This is a genomic window from Nostoc sp. UCD121, assembly GCF_014222285.1.
Taxonomy (GTDB): Bacteria; Cyanobacteriota; Cyanobacteriia; order Cyanobacteriales; family Nostocaceae; genus Nostoc.
This window is the reverse complement of sequence record NZ_JACKZS010000165.1, coordinates 1-17,433: the sequence shown is the minus strand read 5'-3', so window position 1 is coordinate 17,433 and position 17,433 is coordinate 1. Positions and strand designations below refer to the sequence as shown.

Annotated in this window: 18 protein-coding genes; 4 read left to right on the top strand and 14 right to left on the bottom strand. The window is 40.6% G+C overall.

Annotated elements, in window-relative coordinates:
* Positions 1-119: 119 nt before the first annotated feature.
* Entirely contained in the window at positions 120-737 is a 618-nt protein-coding gene (locus GNF10_RS26715; RefSeq protein WP_185583727.1) for a CBS domain-containing protein, read from the bottom strand.
* A gap of 430 nt (positions 738-1,167) precedes the next feature.
* On the opposite strand from GNF10_RS26715, the gene GNF10_RS26710 reads away from it, so the two are divergent.
* Complete coding sequence (locus GNF10_RS26710; RefSeq protein ID WP_185583725.1) at positions 1,168-2,487, top strand: hypothetical protein; 1,320 nt, start codon at positions 1,168-1,170, stop codon at positions 2,485-2,487.
* 34 nt (positions 2,488-2,521) lie between these two features.
* Here the strand turns inward: GNF10_RS26710 and GNF10_RS26705 are convergent, their stop codons facing one another.
* Positions 2,522-3,196 (bottom strand): S-layer homology domain-containing protein, encoded by a 675-nt coding sequence (locus GNF10_RS26705; RefSeq protein ID WP_185583722.1) that lies wholly within the window; start codon positions 3,194-3,196, stop codon positions 2,522-2,524.
* A 146-nt stretch (positions 3,197-3,342) separates the two neighbouring features.
* The gene (locus GNF10_RS26700) at positions 3,343-3,822 is read right to left on the bottom strand and encodes a hypothetical protein (protein ID WP_185583720.1); all 480 of its coding nucleotides are present in this window, start codon (positions 3,820-3,822) and stop codon (positions 3,343-3,345) included.
* 194 nt (positions 3,823-4,016) lie between these two features.
* Here GNF10_RS26700 and rpiA point away from each other — a divergent pair, with 194 nt between their 5' ends.
* The 3 genes from rpiA to GNF10_RS26685 all read left to right on the top strand — a co-directional run bounded on the left by rpiA (position 4,017) and on the right by GNF10_RS26685 (position 6,284).
* Positions 4,017-4,724: a ribose-5-phosphate isomerase RpiA gene (gene rpiA / locus GNF10_RS26695; protein WP_012407870.1), complete on the top strand. Its 708-nt coding sequence runs from the start codon at positions 4,017-4,019 to the stop codon at positions 4,722-4,724.
* A gap of 99 nt (positions 4,725-4,823) precedes the next feature.
* Entirely contained in the window at positions 4,824-5,489 is a 666-nt protein-coding gene (locus GNF10_RS26690) for a PAP/fibrillin family protein (protein ID WP_185583718.1), read from the top strand.
* A gap of 75 nt (positions 5,490-5,564) precedes the next feature.
* Positions 5,565-6,284 carry an MGMT family protein gene (locus GNF10_RS26685; RefSeq protein ID WP_260445947.1) on the top strand — a complete coding sequence of 240 codons (720 nt, stop codon included), beginning with the start codon at positions 5,565-5,567 and terminating at the stop codon, positions 6,282-6,284.
* Between the two features lie 77 nt (positions 6,285-6,361).
* Here GNF10_RS26685 and GNF10_RS26680 read toward each other — a convergent pair whose 3' ends face one another.
* The 11 genes from GNF10_RS26680 to GNF10_RS26635 form a co-directional block, all read right to left on the bottom strand.
* Entirely contained in the window at positions 6,362-7,087 is a 726-nt protein-coding gene (locus GNF10_RS26680; protein ID WP_185592188.1) for a hypothetical protein, read from the bottom strand.
* 371 nt (positions 7,088-7,458) lie between these two features.
* Positions 7,459-7,677, bottom strand: a complete 219-nt coding sequence (locus tag GNF10_RS26675) for a hypothetical protein (protein ID WP_185581512.1) — start codon at positions 7,675-7,677, stop codon at positions 7,459-7,461.
* 607 nt (positions 7,678-8,284) lie between these two features.
* Positions 8,285-10,465 carry a CHASE2 domain-containing serine/threonine-protein kinase gene (locus GNF10_RS26670; protein ID WP_185581511.1) on the bottom strand — a complete coding sequence of 727 codons (2,181 nt, stop codon included), beginning with the start codon at positions 10,463-10,465 and terminating at the stop codon, positions 8,285-8,287.
* A 158-nt stretch (positions 10,466-10,623) separates the two neighbouring features.
* Entirely contained in the window at positions 10,624-12,621 is a 1,998-nt protein-coding gene (locus GNF10_RS26665) for an FHA domain-containing protein (RefSeq protein WP_185584469.1), read from the bottom strand.
* Positions 12,618-12,800, bottom strand: coding sequence for a DUF6760 family protein (locus tag GNF10_RS39345; RefSeq protein ID WP_083782463.1), 183 nt, complete (start codon positions 12,798-12,800; stop codon positions 12,618-12,620). Before GNF10_RS39345 ends, GNF10_RS26665 begins: the two co-directional genes overlap by 4 nt.
* Entirely contained in the window at positions 12,764-13,174 is a 411-nt protein-coding gene (locus GNF10_RS26660; RefSeq protein ID WP_306297077.1) for a phage tail assembly protein, read from the bottom strand. Before GNF10_RS26660 ends, GNF10_RS39345 begins: the two co-directional genes overlap by 37 nt.
* A gap of 138 nt (positions 13,175-13,312) precedes the next feature.
* On the bottom strand, positions 13,313-13,660 hold the full coding sequence (locus GNF10_RS26655; RefSeq protein WP_185584471.1) for a hypothetical protein: 348 nt from the start codon (positions 13,658-13,660) through the stop codon (positions 13,313-13,315).
* An 11-nt stretch (positions 13,661-13,671) separates the two neighbouring features.
* The gene (locus GNF10_RS26650; protein WP_041565926.1) at positions 13,672-14,166 is read right to left on the bottom strand and encodes a phage tail protein; all 495 of its coding nucleotides are present in this window, start codon (positions 14,164-14,166) and stop codon (positions 13,672-13,674) included.
* Positions 14,167-14,179: 13 nt separating this feature from the next.
* Entirely contained in the window at positions 14,180-14,635 is a 456-nt protein-coding gene (locus GNF10_RS26645; protein ID WP_114082349.1) for a phage tail protein, read from the bottom strand.
* Positions 14,636-14,757: 122 nt separating this feature from the next.
* Entirely contained in the window at positions 14,758-16,419 is a 1,662-nt protein-coding gene (locus GNF10_RS26640; RefSeq protein ID WP_185584473.1) for a phage tail sheath C-terminal domain-containing protein, read from the bottom strand.
* A 30-nt stretch (positions 16,420-16,449) separates the two neighbouring features.
* Positions 16,450-17,289, bottom strand: a complete 840-nt coding sequence (locus GNF10_RS26635; protein ID WP_185584475.1) for a Pvc16 family protein — start codon at positions 17,287-17,289, stop codon at positions 16,450-16,452.
* Positions 17,290-17,433 lie beyond the last annotated feature (144 nt).

The window sequence follows — 17,433 nt, the reverse complement described above, 5'->3', positions numbered from 1 at the left end:
CAATTCCCAATTCCCAATTCCCAATTCCCAATTCCCAATTCCCAATTCCCAATTCCCAATTCCCAATTCCCAATTCCCAATTCCTCATTCCCCATTCCCAATTCCCAATTCCCAATTCCCTACTTTAAATTTCGGCATTCCGGTGCATTCGGGTTTTCCTTGCAATATTCTTCAAAAGAGACTTTGGCTGATACCATCCCCTCAGCTTTCTGATGAGCAGCTTCTGCCTGGAGTTCTTCTACCTCATCCCAAGCGGCTGCACAGGCTTTAGAATAGGCTCCTTGTTCGGTGCAAATAGCGCGAGACTGTTCAATTGCTTTTTGAATTCTCTCTTCCAGCAGTAGCGCTTTTGGGGCTTCCACAAAGTCGCTTTTAGTCAAAATGTCGGTAATCGAGATTATACCTAACAGCTTGCCTTGAATCACAGGTGCCCGATGAATACCAGTATTAGCAAATAACCGCGCTACATATTCCACACCCAAATCAGGATTTACCACAATGCAGGGCTTGCTCATGATCTCGTAAACCCGCACTTGATTTGGATCTTTACCGTAGGCTGTTACCTTATACACAACATCCGTTTCTGTGACAATACCATAAGCATCATTTTCATGGCGAATATCTACAACTAGCGCCCGCAATTTTTTTTCCTTCATCAGCCCCACTGCTTCAGCAACAGTCGCCGAACCGCGAATGGTAACTACATCTTTGGTCATGATATCTTCAGCTTTCATCATTGCTGTAGTCTCCTGGTTAATAGTATGGTGCGGCACAGCGCCCTCAGAGGCGTATATATCGAAGCATTGCAGCCTACATTTTGCTAACTAGAAAGTAAAAAAGTCGAATCTTTGTCCAGCTACAACAATAAACTTAGAGCAACTATCAACTCATGATGTTATCCAATGTGACCAATGCCCAAAAAGCAACCATAAATTGCCGTAACTTTCTAGAAAATCTTGCCAAACCACTCCAGCCGCTAAAAAGTAAATTTTTGACTGTCAAATATCTATTGGTAATGACTAATAACTGATGGAGAAGTTAGGATAAAATGACGATCCAACTTTAGTTGAGATATTTCCTGTTAAGGAAAGTAAAAGCATTAAACAGCAGCGCCTTCAGTTTCCGTCAAGTTTTCCCGATTTCGAGTAAATTTCAATTACCAATCCCATGCCACATCGTCATTATCCTCCCGCCTACTTACGCTATCTCAGAGCCAGGTTATGGAATCTAGGGCGACCTGGTTTTTGGGTAACTGCAATTTTTTTATCTGTAATGGGGCTAGTAACCTGGGAATACTGGTCAAATCCAGATATTTTCGTTTATAAGCAAAAAAACAAAGTTACTTCACAAACCCCTACTGATTCCTCACTGTCAGCAGAAAACAGAGCCATTGCAGCCGATATTGATAACCTGCCAGTTTTATTTAATGACTTTGAGCAAGCAACTCTCCCATTAACGGCAAATACTCCCAAGGAAAAAACTGAGGCAAAAAACAGCAAAAGTTTATTAGAGGATGCAATTAACAAACAAAAGTTTGCTAATGATGCCAAATTAAATCCTACTTTAAGCGTTAATGGCGACACCCCCCCCGCCGTCCAAAATCCTTTTGTCGTACAAACCGAAAATTTATTGCGGACTGGGACGGTTAATAATAATCAGTTTCTAGGTATCAAAACTTTAACTGGGGTATCTGAACCAACAGACGGGGAAAAGACATCCTCTAACCTGGGAATTGGATTCACGAATCAAACCAATAAAAATCAAAATTCTGCCTCTGTCAGTCCTCTGCAAGCAATACTCAATCAATCGACAAATCAGAAGCTGTCTGGCTTTAATGCTACCACTGCAACTCAGACAAATGCTTTGGGCCGAGCCTCTGAGCCAGGAACAACGTTAATGCCACCTATGAATAGCTTATCCAGTCAGAATTCTCTACCAAGTGCTGGTTTAAACACAGGGACAGGCTACACGTCAACTGGTAGGAACTTGCAACCAAATCCCTACAGTAACTTAAATAACGGTCAGGTATTACCTAATAATGGGTTAAATACTGGTGCAAGTTATACGAACTTACAGCAAAATCCCTACAGTAACTTAAATAACGGTCAGGTATTACCTAATAATGGGTTAAATACTGGTGCAGGTTATACGAACTTACAGCAAAATCCCTACAATAATTTAAATAACGGTCAAGTAGTGCCTAATGTAGCACCAGGAACGCTTCCAGTCAGACCAAGTAATATTGCACCTTACTCTAGCCAGATTCCGGGTCAAAGTGTTGTCGCTCCCACAAACCCTATGGGATATGCGAATTATGGCTTGCAGCAGCCGACGCAACCACCACAGAATTATGGAAATTATGGCTTACAGCAGCCGACGCAACCACCACAGAATTATGGGAATTATGTGCAGCAGCAACCAACACAATCTAATTCCTTATATCTTCGCCAGCTGCGAGACAAGTATAGAAGTCCGGGTCAAAACTGATTATCAACAGGTCGCTTAACTGGATAAAGCCTAACTAAGGTGATTGTGGGCTATTTTGAATAATTGGAACTTCTGGTGTTTCGGGTTGTCGCTGTTGTCGTTGTAAATATTTACTCAATACATAAGCCATATCTCCACGGGTAACGGGTTTTAATGGAGAAATATTGCCTTGAGCATCTGTATTGAGAAATCCTTCTGTAGCTACTGTAGCGATCGCTTTTCTAGCCCAAGTTGGGATAGACTTTTCATCTGGATGTGAAGCCAGAATCTCATTTACAGACTCATCAGGAAACTGAAATACACCATAAGCTTGAGCGAAAATAGCAAGAGCCTCCGCCTTTGTCACCTTTTGATTAGGGAAAAACTCATTGCCCCGATAGCCTTTCATGATGTCAGTTTTTAAGACTGTCTGTATATCATTAAATGCCCAATAAGAGCGAGGAACATCTGGAATCGTTAAATTTGCTTTGTTAACAGCTTCTCTTTTATCAAGCCGAAATGCTTTGACCATAATCGACGCTAATTCTGCCCTACTGACTAACCTTTCTGGATAAAACTTGCCATCTGAAAAGTTTGTCATCCATTTCGCAGCAACTACCTGTTGAATGGAATCAGATGAGGTTCCAGAAGTCGTTTCTGGCACTTGAGCAATTGCTGGTAAATTTTGTAGTAGTGCTACTAAAGATAGAGTAATTGAAAGCTGACGCATCACCATAACCGCTTTTAGCTACTAACGTGAATTAAAAAAAACTACGTTACTGAGGTTAACGCAAAATTTGGTGTTCTTAATAACCTGTAACTCAGCTAGTGACGAATTTAGGCTGGGCAATGTTGCGTAGCTACGAGAGTGTAGCTTTAAAAATTAGGACTGTGTTCAGAATCCCAGCACTTCCCATCATTCCAAACTCTATTGGTGCGTTCACATTCTGATTTATCGTCAATCCAAGGAATTGAAGTAGGGTAATTCAAGTTAGTTAGAGGAGTCAGTGAAGACGATGCAACAGAAAATATAGTGTAGCTACAAGCCGATAGAATCATTAAAAATACTATGACAAACAAGGTATTGGCAGGAGTCCAAAAAGGATATAAACCTTTTTCAGAGCGCAAACGCGTTTTAGAACGACGTTCTGAACCTGCTAGCAAGACCAAATAAAATCTTAATCCGGGAATTGGTACTGAAACTCTTATGTCTAAAGAATGACGAGTCCAAATACGAGAGTTAAAAACCCTTTTGATGCCTTCTAATTGCTCTGCTGTGAAGGTATTTGACACTTCTGGGGCCATCTCAGCGATAAGTTTCTCGAAGGTAAGACCAGTATGCTGGGGCGTTTTCATAGTTGCGGTATATTAATATACTATCAATTCTACATAAGCAATCTCCTCTGTTCCGGACACTACAATGTTTTATTTTTTACAAGTTCCTAATATAAGGAAGCGGAAATTAGCAAAAACTTGTTTTTTACCTTTCATCTTTTGATGTTATCTGCCCACTACTATGGACTATAGTCAGTTTTTCAGGAGTTTTGGGAATGACAGGAACAGATCCCGTAAAGTTGATGAAGCAAGAAGTTGGCAAAGCCGCTGCCGCCCTAGTAAAATCGGGTTCTATCGTTGGGTTGGGTACGGGGTCAACTACAGCATATACGATTCAGTTTTTAGGCGATCGCCTCAAGTCTGGTGAACTCAAAGATATCATTGGCATACCTACCTCGTTTCAGTCAGAAGTGCTGGCGAAGCAGTATGGTGTCCCTCTCGCCACCTTGGATTCTATTGACCACATCGATATTGCTATTGATGGGGCAGATGAAGTTGATCCGCAGAAGAATTTGATTAAAGGCGGTGGTGCAGCACATACCCGCGAGAAAGTCGTAGACTACCTGGCAGAACAGTTTATCGTCGTGGTAGATAGTGGTAAATTAGTAGATCGCTTGGGTTCTAGTTTTGCTGTACCCGTAGAAGTGATTCCAATGGCAATTACTCCTGTAACCAATGCCATTAAAAAACTCGGTGGGAAACCCGAACTCCGCATGGGTGTCAAAAAAGCAGGCCCAGTGATCACTGACCAAGGTAACTTTGTCTTGGATGTCAGATTTGACTCTATTGAAGATCCAGTCAGCCTAGAAAAAACATTGAATAACATTCCCGGTGTTCTGGAAAATGGTATTTTTGTTAACTGTGTCGATTTAGTTTTGATTGGTGAAGTCAAAGATGGTCAGCCATTAGTGCGGCAACTGTAAGAGTTATAGATTTTGGATTTTAGATTTTAGAGACATCTAAAATCCAAAATTAAGCAGCAGGTTCAGTTCATCCAAACACTAATTTAAAATGTATTTAAAATGTGCGATCGCTACTTGGCCCACGTCTTGCTTAAGGAAAAATTACAAGCCAAGCTTGAGGAGATTCAAGCTAAGAGTGATGGCTCTCCTGTTACCGATTTGAAGCTAGACAAAACCTTAGCCGAAGAAATTGAAGAATTGACGACGGAACTAGAGAGCGTCAACCCGAATCTTAATCCTCTAATTAACGCGACTCATTTGTTAGAAGGAGCTTGGCAACTGCAATACTCCACTGCCAGAGAAATCCGTTCTTTGGTTTCTCTCCCATTGGGCTTAAAGCTGGGTAAAGTTTATCAAGTAATTGATATTGCAAATAAATTGTTTTTCAATCTAGCTAAGGTTAAACATCCTCTGGGGATAGTATCAGGATATGTTAAAGTGACAGCTAGCTTTGAGCCAGCTAAAGAAGATTTAGAACCTCTACCAAACAAACGCCTCAACGTTTATTTTGACAAACGCTACCTATCGATTGAGAAAATTGTTGGTATTAATACTCCTCAACTCAACCCATTTAAAGTTGTCTCAGCTAATAATCCTACTAGCAGAGCTGCGACATTAGACATTACTTATTTAGATGAAACCTTAAGAATTGGACGTGGAGGAGATGGAAGTTTATTCATTCTTAATAAATCTGATGATTTACCTGACTTCATCTCCTCAATTTAAAATTGATCGCGCCGATAAATGAATATGGCTCTCTCAATAACGCATCTTTTCACCAAAGTAAAACCAGGTTCTGCAATGGTGGAACTTAAAACATTAAGCTTAAAGTTAGGTCATGGTATAGCAGAAGATATTAATGCCGATCCGATAAGTCCCAGGCAAATTTTAATTGTTAGGTATGAAGATATTTTAGACTTATCAATTCAACCAGGACAATTGCGAGAAAATATTGTGGTTACAGGTATAGGATTTGATAAATTTATTCCTGGATCTCTGCTAACTTTTGAGAATGGTGCGGCAATTCGTCTAACTTTTTACTGCGAACCGTGTAAGCGAATAGCCCACTTAGTAGAATCATTTAAGAGCATCAAGGGTAAAAGAGGAATCTTAGGCGTAGTTACTAAATCAGGTCAAATTCAAGTTGGTGGTAAATTTCAGGTTCAAGCTCATAAATTTCCAGCATTACCTGAAAATCCTTATGAACGATTTCTAGGTTTTATCATCAAAATTCCCATTGGAAAAGTAGTTACATATAAACAGATAATTAAAGCTATAGGAGTTGACAATAGCTATTTAAGAGCTATTCCTACATATCTTAAAAAAACCTCGGCTACCAATTATCCAATACATAGAATATTAGACTCTAAAGGTTATTTAATAAATTATGTGAACCAACAAAAAGATAAATTGGAAACTGAAGGAGTTAAGGTTTTAGCAGAGGCAGATGTAGTGAAAAGTTTAAATAAAAATTATGTAGATATTAATAATTATTCATGGGAAGATTGCAACATATATTGATAATACATATTGCTTATTTAATTAGAATGGTAATTGCAAGATTATCCGGATTATGGAAAGTAAAATAGTTCATTGTATCAAGATAATCCTTGATTTTTGATTTGTTTAGATGTGGCTTCCATAAAGTCAATGAAAACTTTTATGAGCTTATGGATTCCCTCGCTACCTCCCGCAATTAAACCTCCTGTCAGTAACGCATCTAAACAACGAAAAATAATTACTTGGATTGGATTATCGAAATCAAGAACTACAAGTGGCTCAATTGATCGAATACCTATTGCGCTCATTAAAAGCCCAAATAAAAGGGATGTCCATAGAGCAATGACTCGTGTATCAGATTTATAAGCTGTCTTTTGGCGCTCTTTTTCATTTAAATTATCCATTTGTGGCTTGAATATTTTTAATGACTCCTGTTGATTTTGTGTAAAATTCTGGATAATTTGCTGTTCTAAACTCATTCCTTCAGGTGGTAGCCCAATGGTTTGATTTGATTCAAAAGAAGGAAACTGTTGTTGGACTTCTATAAGTCTTAGTTTTTCGGATATAAGAGCCTTTTCTTGCTGAATACTAATATCTAATTGTTCAACGAATGGGCCGCGCCAAGTAGTTATAAAAACTTCTAAAGAACGTTCTAGTAATAAAGAGATAAATAACTGTAATGTGAGTATTTGGATAATATCATTCAACCCAAAAGGTTTTAAAATAAATGGTTTAGATAATAACCAAGTTGACAAAGTTACTATTAAAAAACTAATAATAATTAAGACAAAAAATAGAGGAGATTCTGGAGAAAGCTTTAGCAACGTATCTATACTCCTGTTTCGCGTCACAATATTTAACACAGCCTGGAGGTGAGAACTACACCTGCTGAGTAACTTAACAACGTTAATTTGATAGAACAGTAAATAATTTATTACCCGGCCCTTTTTTCTGGGGGTGTGAGAGGCTGCGTTACAGTGGAGCAGGGTAATCTGAGGGTTTGTGATATAGCCGAAAGTGTTGCTATACAAGCATTATAGGAATAAACGTACTGTACATGGTGCGATCGCGCTTTTCTCTGGGAGAAATATGAAAAGCTGCATTGGGGAAAGGGGACGATACTAAAAGCAGCTACCAACTAAAAACCCCTCCAAGGTTGGAAGGGTTAAAGTAATTTTTAGTAATGGGATGATGATTAGGGGGAAACAGAAGCTTTTCCTCCTTGATGAGTTAGAAATGCGACATCAAAAGGTATGAGGTAGCTGACGTTTGGAGAATGAGTAGGTAAATTGTTAGAGTTGATAGCTATAGGTTCGCCACTCTTGTGAGTAACTATTTGAGCGCCACCCATTCCAGGCAATAAAGCAATCGAAGTAACAATGAGTACAGAATCTATCAAGATAGAAAGTTTCATAAGGTTCTATTTAGTTAAAGTAAAGTGTAATTAGTGTTCTTAGGAAATAGAGTCTTATTTTTTATCTGTCTTAACTTCCTGCATTCAGATTACCCAATCGGTTGATTTATTCCTCACCCATTAGGGTGAGCTAATGGAGTGCAAGAACTGAAAAAGATCATTCAAAGTTACTAAAACCCATCATGTGATAAGCAATAACAGCAGTATCAAAGGGTTTAAGGTAATTGATATTTGTGGAATGAGTGCGTAAAGTATGAGAGTTGATTGATGTGCAACTCCTGCTGTGACTGGCTATTTTAGTCCGAGCGATTCTAGGTAAGACACTAGAATTAACAATATGGACAAAATTAAGCGAAGGAAAGAGTTTCATCGCTGATGCTGTGTTGGTTAATATATCGGGAGCAAAGTTTAGGATAAACTTGAACAGATATGTATTTAACTGAGATAATCTCAAGATTTATGCAGCGCTGTTAGGCAGTTGTAGGAAGATGTTAATAAACTATATAGCGATTCTTAGCTTAGTGTGGTATGTTTTCAAAGTTACTAAGCTTGGTAAAAAAGATTTGAGTCTACCTCAGTTGGTTAGGAAACGCTACATAACATATTACTAAAGACTTTCGATAGCTTTGAGAACCTCTGCTGCTGACTGATATCGTTGAGTAAAATCGAAATGCGCCATTCTATTTAAAATAATAACTAACTCGTTTGTAGCGTCAGTTAGCTCGCGCCAATGTTGCCAAGTCTGTTGATTGCCATCAGCTTCACCTTGAATAATTATTTCACCAGTATTTACATCTCTGCGAAATTCTCTAGGATCTACCCCGGTTAAACCTTGAATTCCCATAATTCCCAACGCATAAATATCGCTGTTGAGTTTTGGCAACCCGCTCATTTGCTCAGAAGGTGCATAACCAGGCGTACCAATTGAAATAGTCTGAGCTTCTTGCTGCTGAGGATGAATTTGCTTAACAGCGCCAAAGTCAATTAAAACAATGTGTTGATCTGATTCTCGTCTAATCAAGTTACTAGGTTTGATATCTCGATGGATTACACCATAGCTGTGAACAAAAACAAGTACGTGTAAAACTTCTTTGAGCATTTCCACAACTTCAGCTTGTTTTAGTCGCTTTCCAGAAGTTACTTCTTTGTCTATAGCGTGCCCTCGAACAAATTCTTGCACTAGAGAAAATTGCCGATTTTCTTCAAAAAAAGCTAGCAATTGAGGGATTTGTGGATGCTTACCCAAGGTTTCTAAAATTTGTGCTTCAGCGTCAAATAATCGTCTGACGACATTTAAATATTCTGCATCTTGGCGGGGGGGACGCAACTGTTTAACCACACACTGCGGATTCCCAGGACGCTGGATATCATCAGCCAAATAAGTATTGCTAAATCCTCCAGAACCCAAGCCTTGAGTAATTTTGTAGCGGTTGTTTAGTAGAGTTCCTAGTGAAATTTCTTGCCCGATGGAATCAGCAATTACAGTTGGTGCTTCATTTGAGGCATCGCCGCGCTGACGTAAAAGACCTTGCAATTCCACAATTAATTGTTGGTGTTCTTGAACCCGTTGGGTAATTTCTTGTTGCTCTTGTTTCGTTTTATAAGCACTATAAGCAAGAACACTGCCGGCGGTAAATACTAACCCCAAAGTTGGAGGTATTACAGGGAACCATCCAGCTTGGGTAAAAATGACAAAATTGCCTCCAAATAAGACTGCAAGGGCTGTTGCTCCTGCCAGTCCTAAGCCTAGTGGATGTTGAATCCGCGATACCAGCAACCCACCAACTACAGTCCATCCCCATATCCATAGGACTTTACCCCATTCAGGTAGAAACCAAAATAATGGCTGTCTGTTAAGAACAGCACTGAGAATTTGACTAACGCTGTGGGCATGAATTTCAATTCCTGCCATTTTGCCGGAATTATCTGACTTACCAGTAGCAAATGGCGTGTTAAAAATATCATTTAAACTATTGGCTGTTGAACCAATTAAAACGATGCGGTCTTTCACCAAATCTGGTTTAACTTGATTTTCAAGTATTTCTGTAATAGTTACTTGCTGGGCAATCTGATGACCAGAATGGTAATTAAGCAAGATTTGGTAGCCATTTGTATCTGCTTTCTGATAACCGCCAGCGTCGCTTTGTAGGGGTTTAAATACAGTATCTCGTAGTTGTAGTTCTTTTTTGGGGGTAAATTTTAGTTGGATGCCTCCAACTTCTAAGTATTTAAGTGCTAGTTGTAAGCTAAAAGAATAAGTACTTTGACAAGAATCGGACTCTTCTGCACTTACCAATAATAGGTTGCGACGAATTGTCGCGTCAGTATCTTCTACTACATCATTAAATCCTACTCGCTCTGCTTCAATCCCCTTTGGGGCCGCTATTCCTGGGTTGTTAGAACCAGAATGTTTACAGATAGGAATGATGATATCGCTCTGTTGTAGGCGTTGCAGTAGTTTTTCATGACCTGGTTGTACAGGTAAGTCACGGAAAATATCTAGACCAATGGCTCGCGGTTCATAAGCTTCAAGTTTGCCCAATAGTCGCTCTAGAAGTTCGCCAGATAGTGGCCAATTCCATTTTTGAATATCTTTTTCAGTTAAAGCAACAATCAATAGACGAGAGTCTGGGCCTGGGTCGGCACGTAATTGCATCATTTGGTCGTAGACCTTCATTTCTAGAGGTTCGAAAACCCCAAGTTTTTGAATGCCTACTAGTAAAATTGTAGCGATCGCACTTGAAAGAATAACTGGTTGTCTAAATAAAGTTTTTAAGTTTGTAAGCATTTCTCTAGATAAGTTTTATTTTAAAATATACATATTTTTTATCCTAATTTTCATCATTGAAATTATTCTATGCAATTTGCAACTTTTCTCGAAATATGCAAATCCCCGACTTCTTTAAGAAATCGGGGATTTTGTTAATCACGAATCATTAAGTAGGGCTATATATGTTTAAGATAATGCACAATCGCTTCTGCTGTTGGCAAATTAGTTGCCAGTAAAACTTGATTAATAGTGCATAATCTGAGCAGTGCTTCTTCATTTGCCTGACCAGGCTGAGGTTGCAGCAAATCTCTCAGGAAAATAACTGCTAAAATTTCTCCCGCTCCAACCAATGAAGCAATTGTTTGATATCCTCCAGAAATCGGTGCTGGGGTTTGCTGACTAATTGTTATTCCTGCTTGTTGATGTAAGACTTCACCAACAGATGGCCAGGTAATTGTAAAGCTATGTGAGAAAAATTCCTGGTGTTGAGAAACAAATTCAGCAAGTTCCGATTTCTTGCTCTCGTGAGCGATGAGTACTATGTTTCTTTCAATAATCACTTGGGGAGGCTCACTTACATTTATTTCTTCTGGAGTTTCATCAAATTGAGTTGCTTCTACTTCAGGAACCTCTTCAATAGTTTGACTGATACTCTCAGGGACTTCACTTTCTGTTGTTTCCAAAGATTGAATATCAGTTAATTCAGTAACTTCACTTACTAGAACAACATCGTCAACATTTACGCTGGCTTCTTCTGTAGTTGTATTATTCAAATCAATGTATTGATTGCTAGAAACTTCTGCAACGATATTATCAGGCTCCGTCAATGCTTCAGCAACTTCGCCTCCTGTCTCATCAACAGCAAAACTAGGTTCTACTTCGTCAATATTTGTGCTGTCTTCTGGCGTAAATAAAATATCTAAATCTACTAATTCATCATTGATATCTTGTGTAGGTTGGCTCAATGTTTCTTGTGGCTGAATCTCCTCTTCTTCAGTAACTTCATTGACAAATTCGCCAAACTCTAAACTGACTTCTTCTGCGACTGGTATATCTAAATCTAATACTTGATTTTCACTATGAGTAACTTCCAGAACGGTACTTTCTTCATCAGACACTTCGCCGAAAATATCACGCGGCTGCACGAAGGTGACTTCTGCTTCCAGCGCCGCCTCTAACTCCGCATCTTCTAGGGAGGTCGCTTCGGGAACTTGGTGGAAAATATCACGTGGCTGTACGAAGGTGACTTCTGCTTCTAGTGCTGCCTCAAACTCTGCATCTTCATAGTCAGTAGGTTCGGGAATGCTACTTGTATCACGCCGTTGCACGAAAGTAGATTCTGTCGCCAGTGCTGTTTGAAAGTCTGTAACCTCATCGTCAGTAAGTTCTGGAAGTGTAATTTCCTCTTCAGAAGTTTCGATGATATTTTCAGGTGCTGCGATCGCATCATCGGCTAAAGTAAAAGAAACTTCCTCATCATTTTCGCTGATTTCTGGAATCTCTACTTCTTCAACATCTGCACTGACTTCTGGCGCAACTGATTGCAAATCCACAATTTCATCATGGACATCGTGTGGAACTTCGCTAACTGCTTCTGGTGACTGAATAATGTTTTCAGGGGCGATTATCTCAACAACCGGAATGACATCATCGGGTTGATTAGCAACAACTTCGGAGATTTCGCTGACTTCTGGAGAAGGTGTTTCTACTTCGGGAGTAATAGGCGCTGGAACTTCGCTAACTACTTCTGGGGCTGGATTAACGACATTGGGTGCGCTGACATTTTCAGGCGATCGCGGTCGAGAAAACAGTGAAGGGTCTATAATTCTAAAGACTGTCTCTGGTTGCTCATAAGCGGGAGCAACTGCTTCTAAGATCAGAACGTAATCTGCAATCCTAATAATATCTCCATCACTCAAAGAATATGGTCGATCTTTTTCGGCTTGTTTTCCATTAAATATTGAGCCATTTCTACTGCCAAGGTCAGAGAAGTAGTAATTTCCAGCTTTAACAAAAAACTTAGCATGTACCCGACTAATATCAGGACTGTCTAAGACTAAATCAGAATCAGGAGAACGACCTATTAACCATTCTCCTCTCGTTGGAGTTTCTGTGGTCAGGTCAACTTCATTGACTTCACTTAGATTTGGTGAGTAGCTAACTTTTACTTTCATATTAATTTTTGGTTAATTTTATTGATTTCTGCTACCCAGCGCTGACGGGTAGTATGTTCTAAATTTAAAATATCATCTTGTGACCAGTGGAAATGATAAGCAATAAAAGCTACCTCCTCATATAAAGTATCAGAGGGGTAGCTTACGACTCCCCCGCTAGTTCTAGCTCCACTGAAAATTGAGTATTACAATGGGGACATTGTGTAGGAATATGTACATCGCCTTGCTGATTGATTCGATTATAAAATTCTCGAAGATAGGCAATGTCATGTAAAAGAAGTTCTTCAAGTAAATCAGGGCTAACAGAGTTAAGACTGCCCAAGCGAGTAATAACCCGTGCAAGCATCACCAAAACACCGTAAGCTGGATTTTCCTTAACTTTGCGCTCTTGTTGCACCAAAATTTCATCTTTGGCGGTGGCTAAACGCATCACCCCATGACGATGTACTCGTTGTTCACTATCACTCAATCCTCTAGGAAGAGTGAAGGCAAATTCTGTGCAGAGAGTATCCTTTTTACGGCGCATAGGTAATTTAATTTGGGAATTGGGCATTGGGCATTGGGCATTGGGCATTGGGAATTGGGAATTAGAGAATAGGGGATGAGTCTTTGAACTCCATTAATGAGTCTTTGCTCTTTGCTCTTCTGCTCCCCACTCCCTATTTCCAATGCCCTATAACCCATGACCAATTCAATTATGAAGAACGGCTTCGGGGGAGTTTATTGTATCTTCTGGTATGGAAGTTTCACCTTCCAAGCCATTAATTCGTCGATAAAAATCTTGGAGATAATTTAAATCTTGGGCAAAAAAGTTTTCTACTGTTGCAGGAGTAACTTCTGATAAAGCACCCAAGTGAGTAATCACTCGTGACAAGATAATAATTGTGGCATAAACAGGATTAGCTTTAACGCGTGGGTCGCGCAAGGGTGCAATCTCGTCTATCGCCGTTGATAACCGCATTACACCTTTGCGGTGGAGGTTGCCTTCAGAGTCTAGATACCCCTTTGGCAATGTAAATTCAAACTCTGTGGGAAACATACTTCTCCTAATTACTTCACACGTTTAAATTCCTCAAAAGCAACCTCCACTTCCTCAATTTCGATGTCATGGCTGCGGGCGTTAACATCGGCAATTTTATAACTTGCAGGCCAAGCACCAGCTAATTCAAATCTAGCTATTTCTTGATTTGCCTGATTATAAATAGACAAAGCAACTAGTCTACGTTGCTCAGACCAATTACCTTTTTCAACTTTTTCAAACCACTTCCAAAAATCCATAGAGTTGGTAGTACCTCGACGCAGAGTGAGATTACCACTCTTAGGATTGCTAGGAAGCTTAGTTCTCACCACCTGACCTTTTGATTGCCCTTTTTTACCCCAGGTTTGAGAAGTAACTTCAGAAATTTCAATTACCTCTTGTGTTCTTTTGAAGCCTTGACACTCCAAAAAGAAGCAATTGGCATCGTTTTGACCTTCTAGTGTCAGTTCTAAATAGAACCGATGGGCCGTAAGAACTTCTGGAATTCGGCTTGCGGATTGTACCACTGTTAAATGCTAATTATTTGATTCGTTTAATTCCTTCGTGAACCAATTCAACTGTTTCATTTGCCATATCACCACCAGAGGCTGTTAAGGTAGGACCAGTGTATTTACAGGGATAACAATTGACAATGTTCCAGCGTGCTTTTTCTGAGCCTTGTTGGTCATAAGCGACCACTGAACCAGTTTTACGATTCTGTGCCCACTGACGAGGATCACCCATGTCTTCGTTACACTTTTGATACCAAGTATAAAGGTCTATATCATCAGTGGCGATGACTTTTACTGTGATGTTAGTAAATTTAACAACAGTTGGTGTAGCTTGACGCATTAGTTTAGCGCCTTTAGATGAACCGTGGACTTCTTGTGCTGGAGTATTCTCAACGCCTAGTCCGCTAATTTCTTTGATGAATTTATCAGTAATTCCATCAGCCTCAAAGTAAAATTTACAAGAGGTTAAAAATTCGCCTGCCATAGTTTTAGACTCCTTTGTGTGTGGTTAATTTGGGAATGGGGAATTAGGAGTGAAGAGGGGAATAGGTTACAGGTTACAGGGTACAGATTATTCCCTGTCCCCTGTCCCCTAATTCCAATACCCTATTCGCTATCTTCAATGCCATTCCATTGGCTGATGCGGAAAACAACAAATTCAGCCGGTCTGACTGGGCAAACACCGACTTCAATATATAAACGTCCTAAAATTCTGGTTTCTGGTGGGTTCAATTCTTCGTCGCACTTGACATAAAATGCTTGTGCTGGAGATGCGCCAAATAAAGCACCTTCACGCCAGATGCGCTCTAAGAAATTACTAACGGTGCGGGTGACACGTGCCCATAAATCTTGGTCGTTCGGTTCAAAAACTACCCACTGAGTCCCCAATTCTAGGGATTTTTCGATATAGCTAATTAACCGACGCACACTGATATAACGCCACTCTGTTTTATCTGGCTCAACTAGTGTGCGTGCGCCCCAAATGCGGATACCTCGGTTGGGGAAGCTGCGAATGCAATTTATCCCTAGGGGGTTTAATAGTTCTTGTTCGCGGAAGTTTGTTTCATAGCCCAAACCAATTACGCCTCTGGGAACTTCATTTGCAGGGGCTTTGTAAACTCCTCTGGTTTCGTCGGTGCGGGCCCAAACACCCATCACATGACCACAAGGAGGTACTAAAATTGGATTACCGCGATCGCGTGGATTAGGTACTTTAATCCAAGGATAATAAAGGGCCGCAAACATCGAACGACGGTTAAATCTATTCAACCACTCCACTACTTGCTGAGGTTTGACGGCATCCGGTGGCGCATCAAGTACAACCATGCGGTTGGGCGGATTGGGAATATCGCCACTGGCAGAACCCTCGCACATACTAATCATCAGTTCGATGATGCCGTGGACTTGATCTAAATTAAGTATCTGCTCTTGATAAGCCCGCATCACATCAGGACAAGCCAGCATTGTGATTTCATCAACTTCAAAGATACCGCGTACCCCGGTGCGATCGTCTCGAACCCCTTCTAAATTTTGCGAAAATCTATCGGGTGGGGCAGCAACAATGGGCGGCGCTAGTTCATATTGACCATTCACCGGACGACGAGCTAAAGGTTGTCCACTTTGAGTTATGTCTTCTACAGTGATATACATCGAATTTCTCAATGCCGCCAGCGCATAAGTCGCTGTTTGAGCAGCAGGCTCGCGGTTCATTGTCAAGTTCTCGTATTGCTCTAGAAGTTCATCTCCCCGACGAATTTGGATGGTGAAATATTCGCCTGTATTTGGAGGCGCTTCTCCTTCAGTACCTTCAGGTAAGGCGCGGGGTGAACCATCAATAATTACAAGATTTACTAATCCGCCTGATGCTTGCTCAGGGCGCAAAGTAAAGCGGAGGGCTGGACGATTACCTCTAGAGTTGATTCTGAGGGTAGCCGGTTCTGGAGTTGCGGGTCTGGGTGCGCCTGGTAACTGAGTCCCAATGCTTGTTACCCAGCAACGACCGCCACCATTCATAAAGTAGCCGTAGACTGAAAAGGGTAAATAGGCGTTGAAGTCGGTGAAGCCGTCAGAGTTGGGACGCGCAAAGTAGTTTAAAAATTGCGTCCAAGTAGTTACTAGCATGGGCTTGTATAACTCAGCCCCACCACGAACATCTTCTGTAAAGCCTACAAATCCGGCAACTGCCGTGCTAACACCTTCAATTGGTCGGCTACCCCGGTCAATTTCTTCGATATAGACACCAGGAGCAAAGTAATCAAGTCTAGCCATGAAAGTCTCTCCAAGTCAGTAAAAATCTAATTATTCAGGAGTTAGAAATATTTCTTTGAAAGTATTACTTTGGTTATCTACCAATGCATTGACGTTTTGGGGTAAATAGCCAGGATGATTCAGAGTCAAAACATAATTACCTAAATGAAGGTCTTCAAAGAAGAACAGCCCTTCTTTAGTGGTTAATATGGATTTTTCAGTTCCCCTCACAGCTACTTCTGCCGCTACCAGTGGCAGATTTGTCACCGCACTTTTAACAATACCTGCGATCGCAACTCGCCTGGTTAATACTAGACTGTCACTATCACGAGACAATTGATTTCGCAAATTGAAAATCCGCTCCCAAACCAAAGGTACTGGCGTAGGTTGTGGCTCGAAGGGAATTGTAACTGTCAAATATAAGGCTGAACGCAATGGCACATTGAGAGCGCTCCATAAAGAGCCAATTTCAATTGGCGGCTCTAGGGCAACTGTCATGTTCAAATTACCATAGCCCCGTAATTCAGGAACCAAAAACTCCTCTTCCAAGGTGCGATGGCGCAACAGCACAGCCAACGCCTCACTGATAAAGTGATGCTCCCCTAAAGCTGTTCTATCCCATGCTGTTAATAGCAGTGAAACATCAAACCAAGCGGGTGCCCAATTTACAGTGGCAGGTTGTAGAGCGCGTGTTAGCTTGCGTTCAACTTGCCTACCAGAATGTTGTACCTGCTTACTCTCACGTATATCAAAAATGTATAAATTGAGAGTCGGGCCTGCTCCCTCTTCCCTACGATTACCAGGATGGCTAAAGTCAATTTGCTCTGTACTGGTAAGTGAGGTTCCTCCAGCTAGAATTTCGGCTAAAGTTTGAAGAACGAAGATAAGCATGAAGGTGTTCTGCTGGTAGCTAATCCAGATGCATCTACAGTATATGTATCAGCCTTCTAAAGGTAATTAGACTTTTGTCGATATTTTTTCAATTTGTCATTGGGTACTGGTTATTACTTCTTTCCCCCCTGCTCCCCTGCCCCC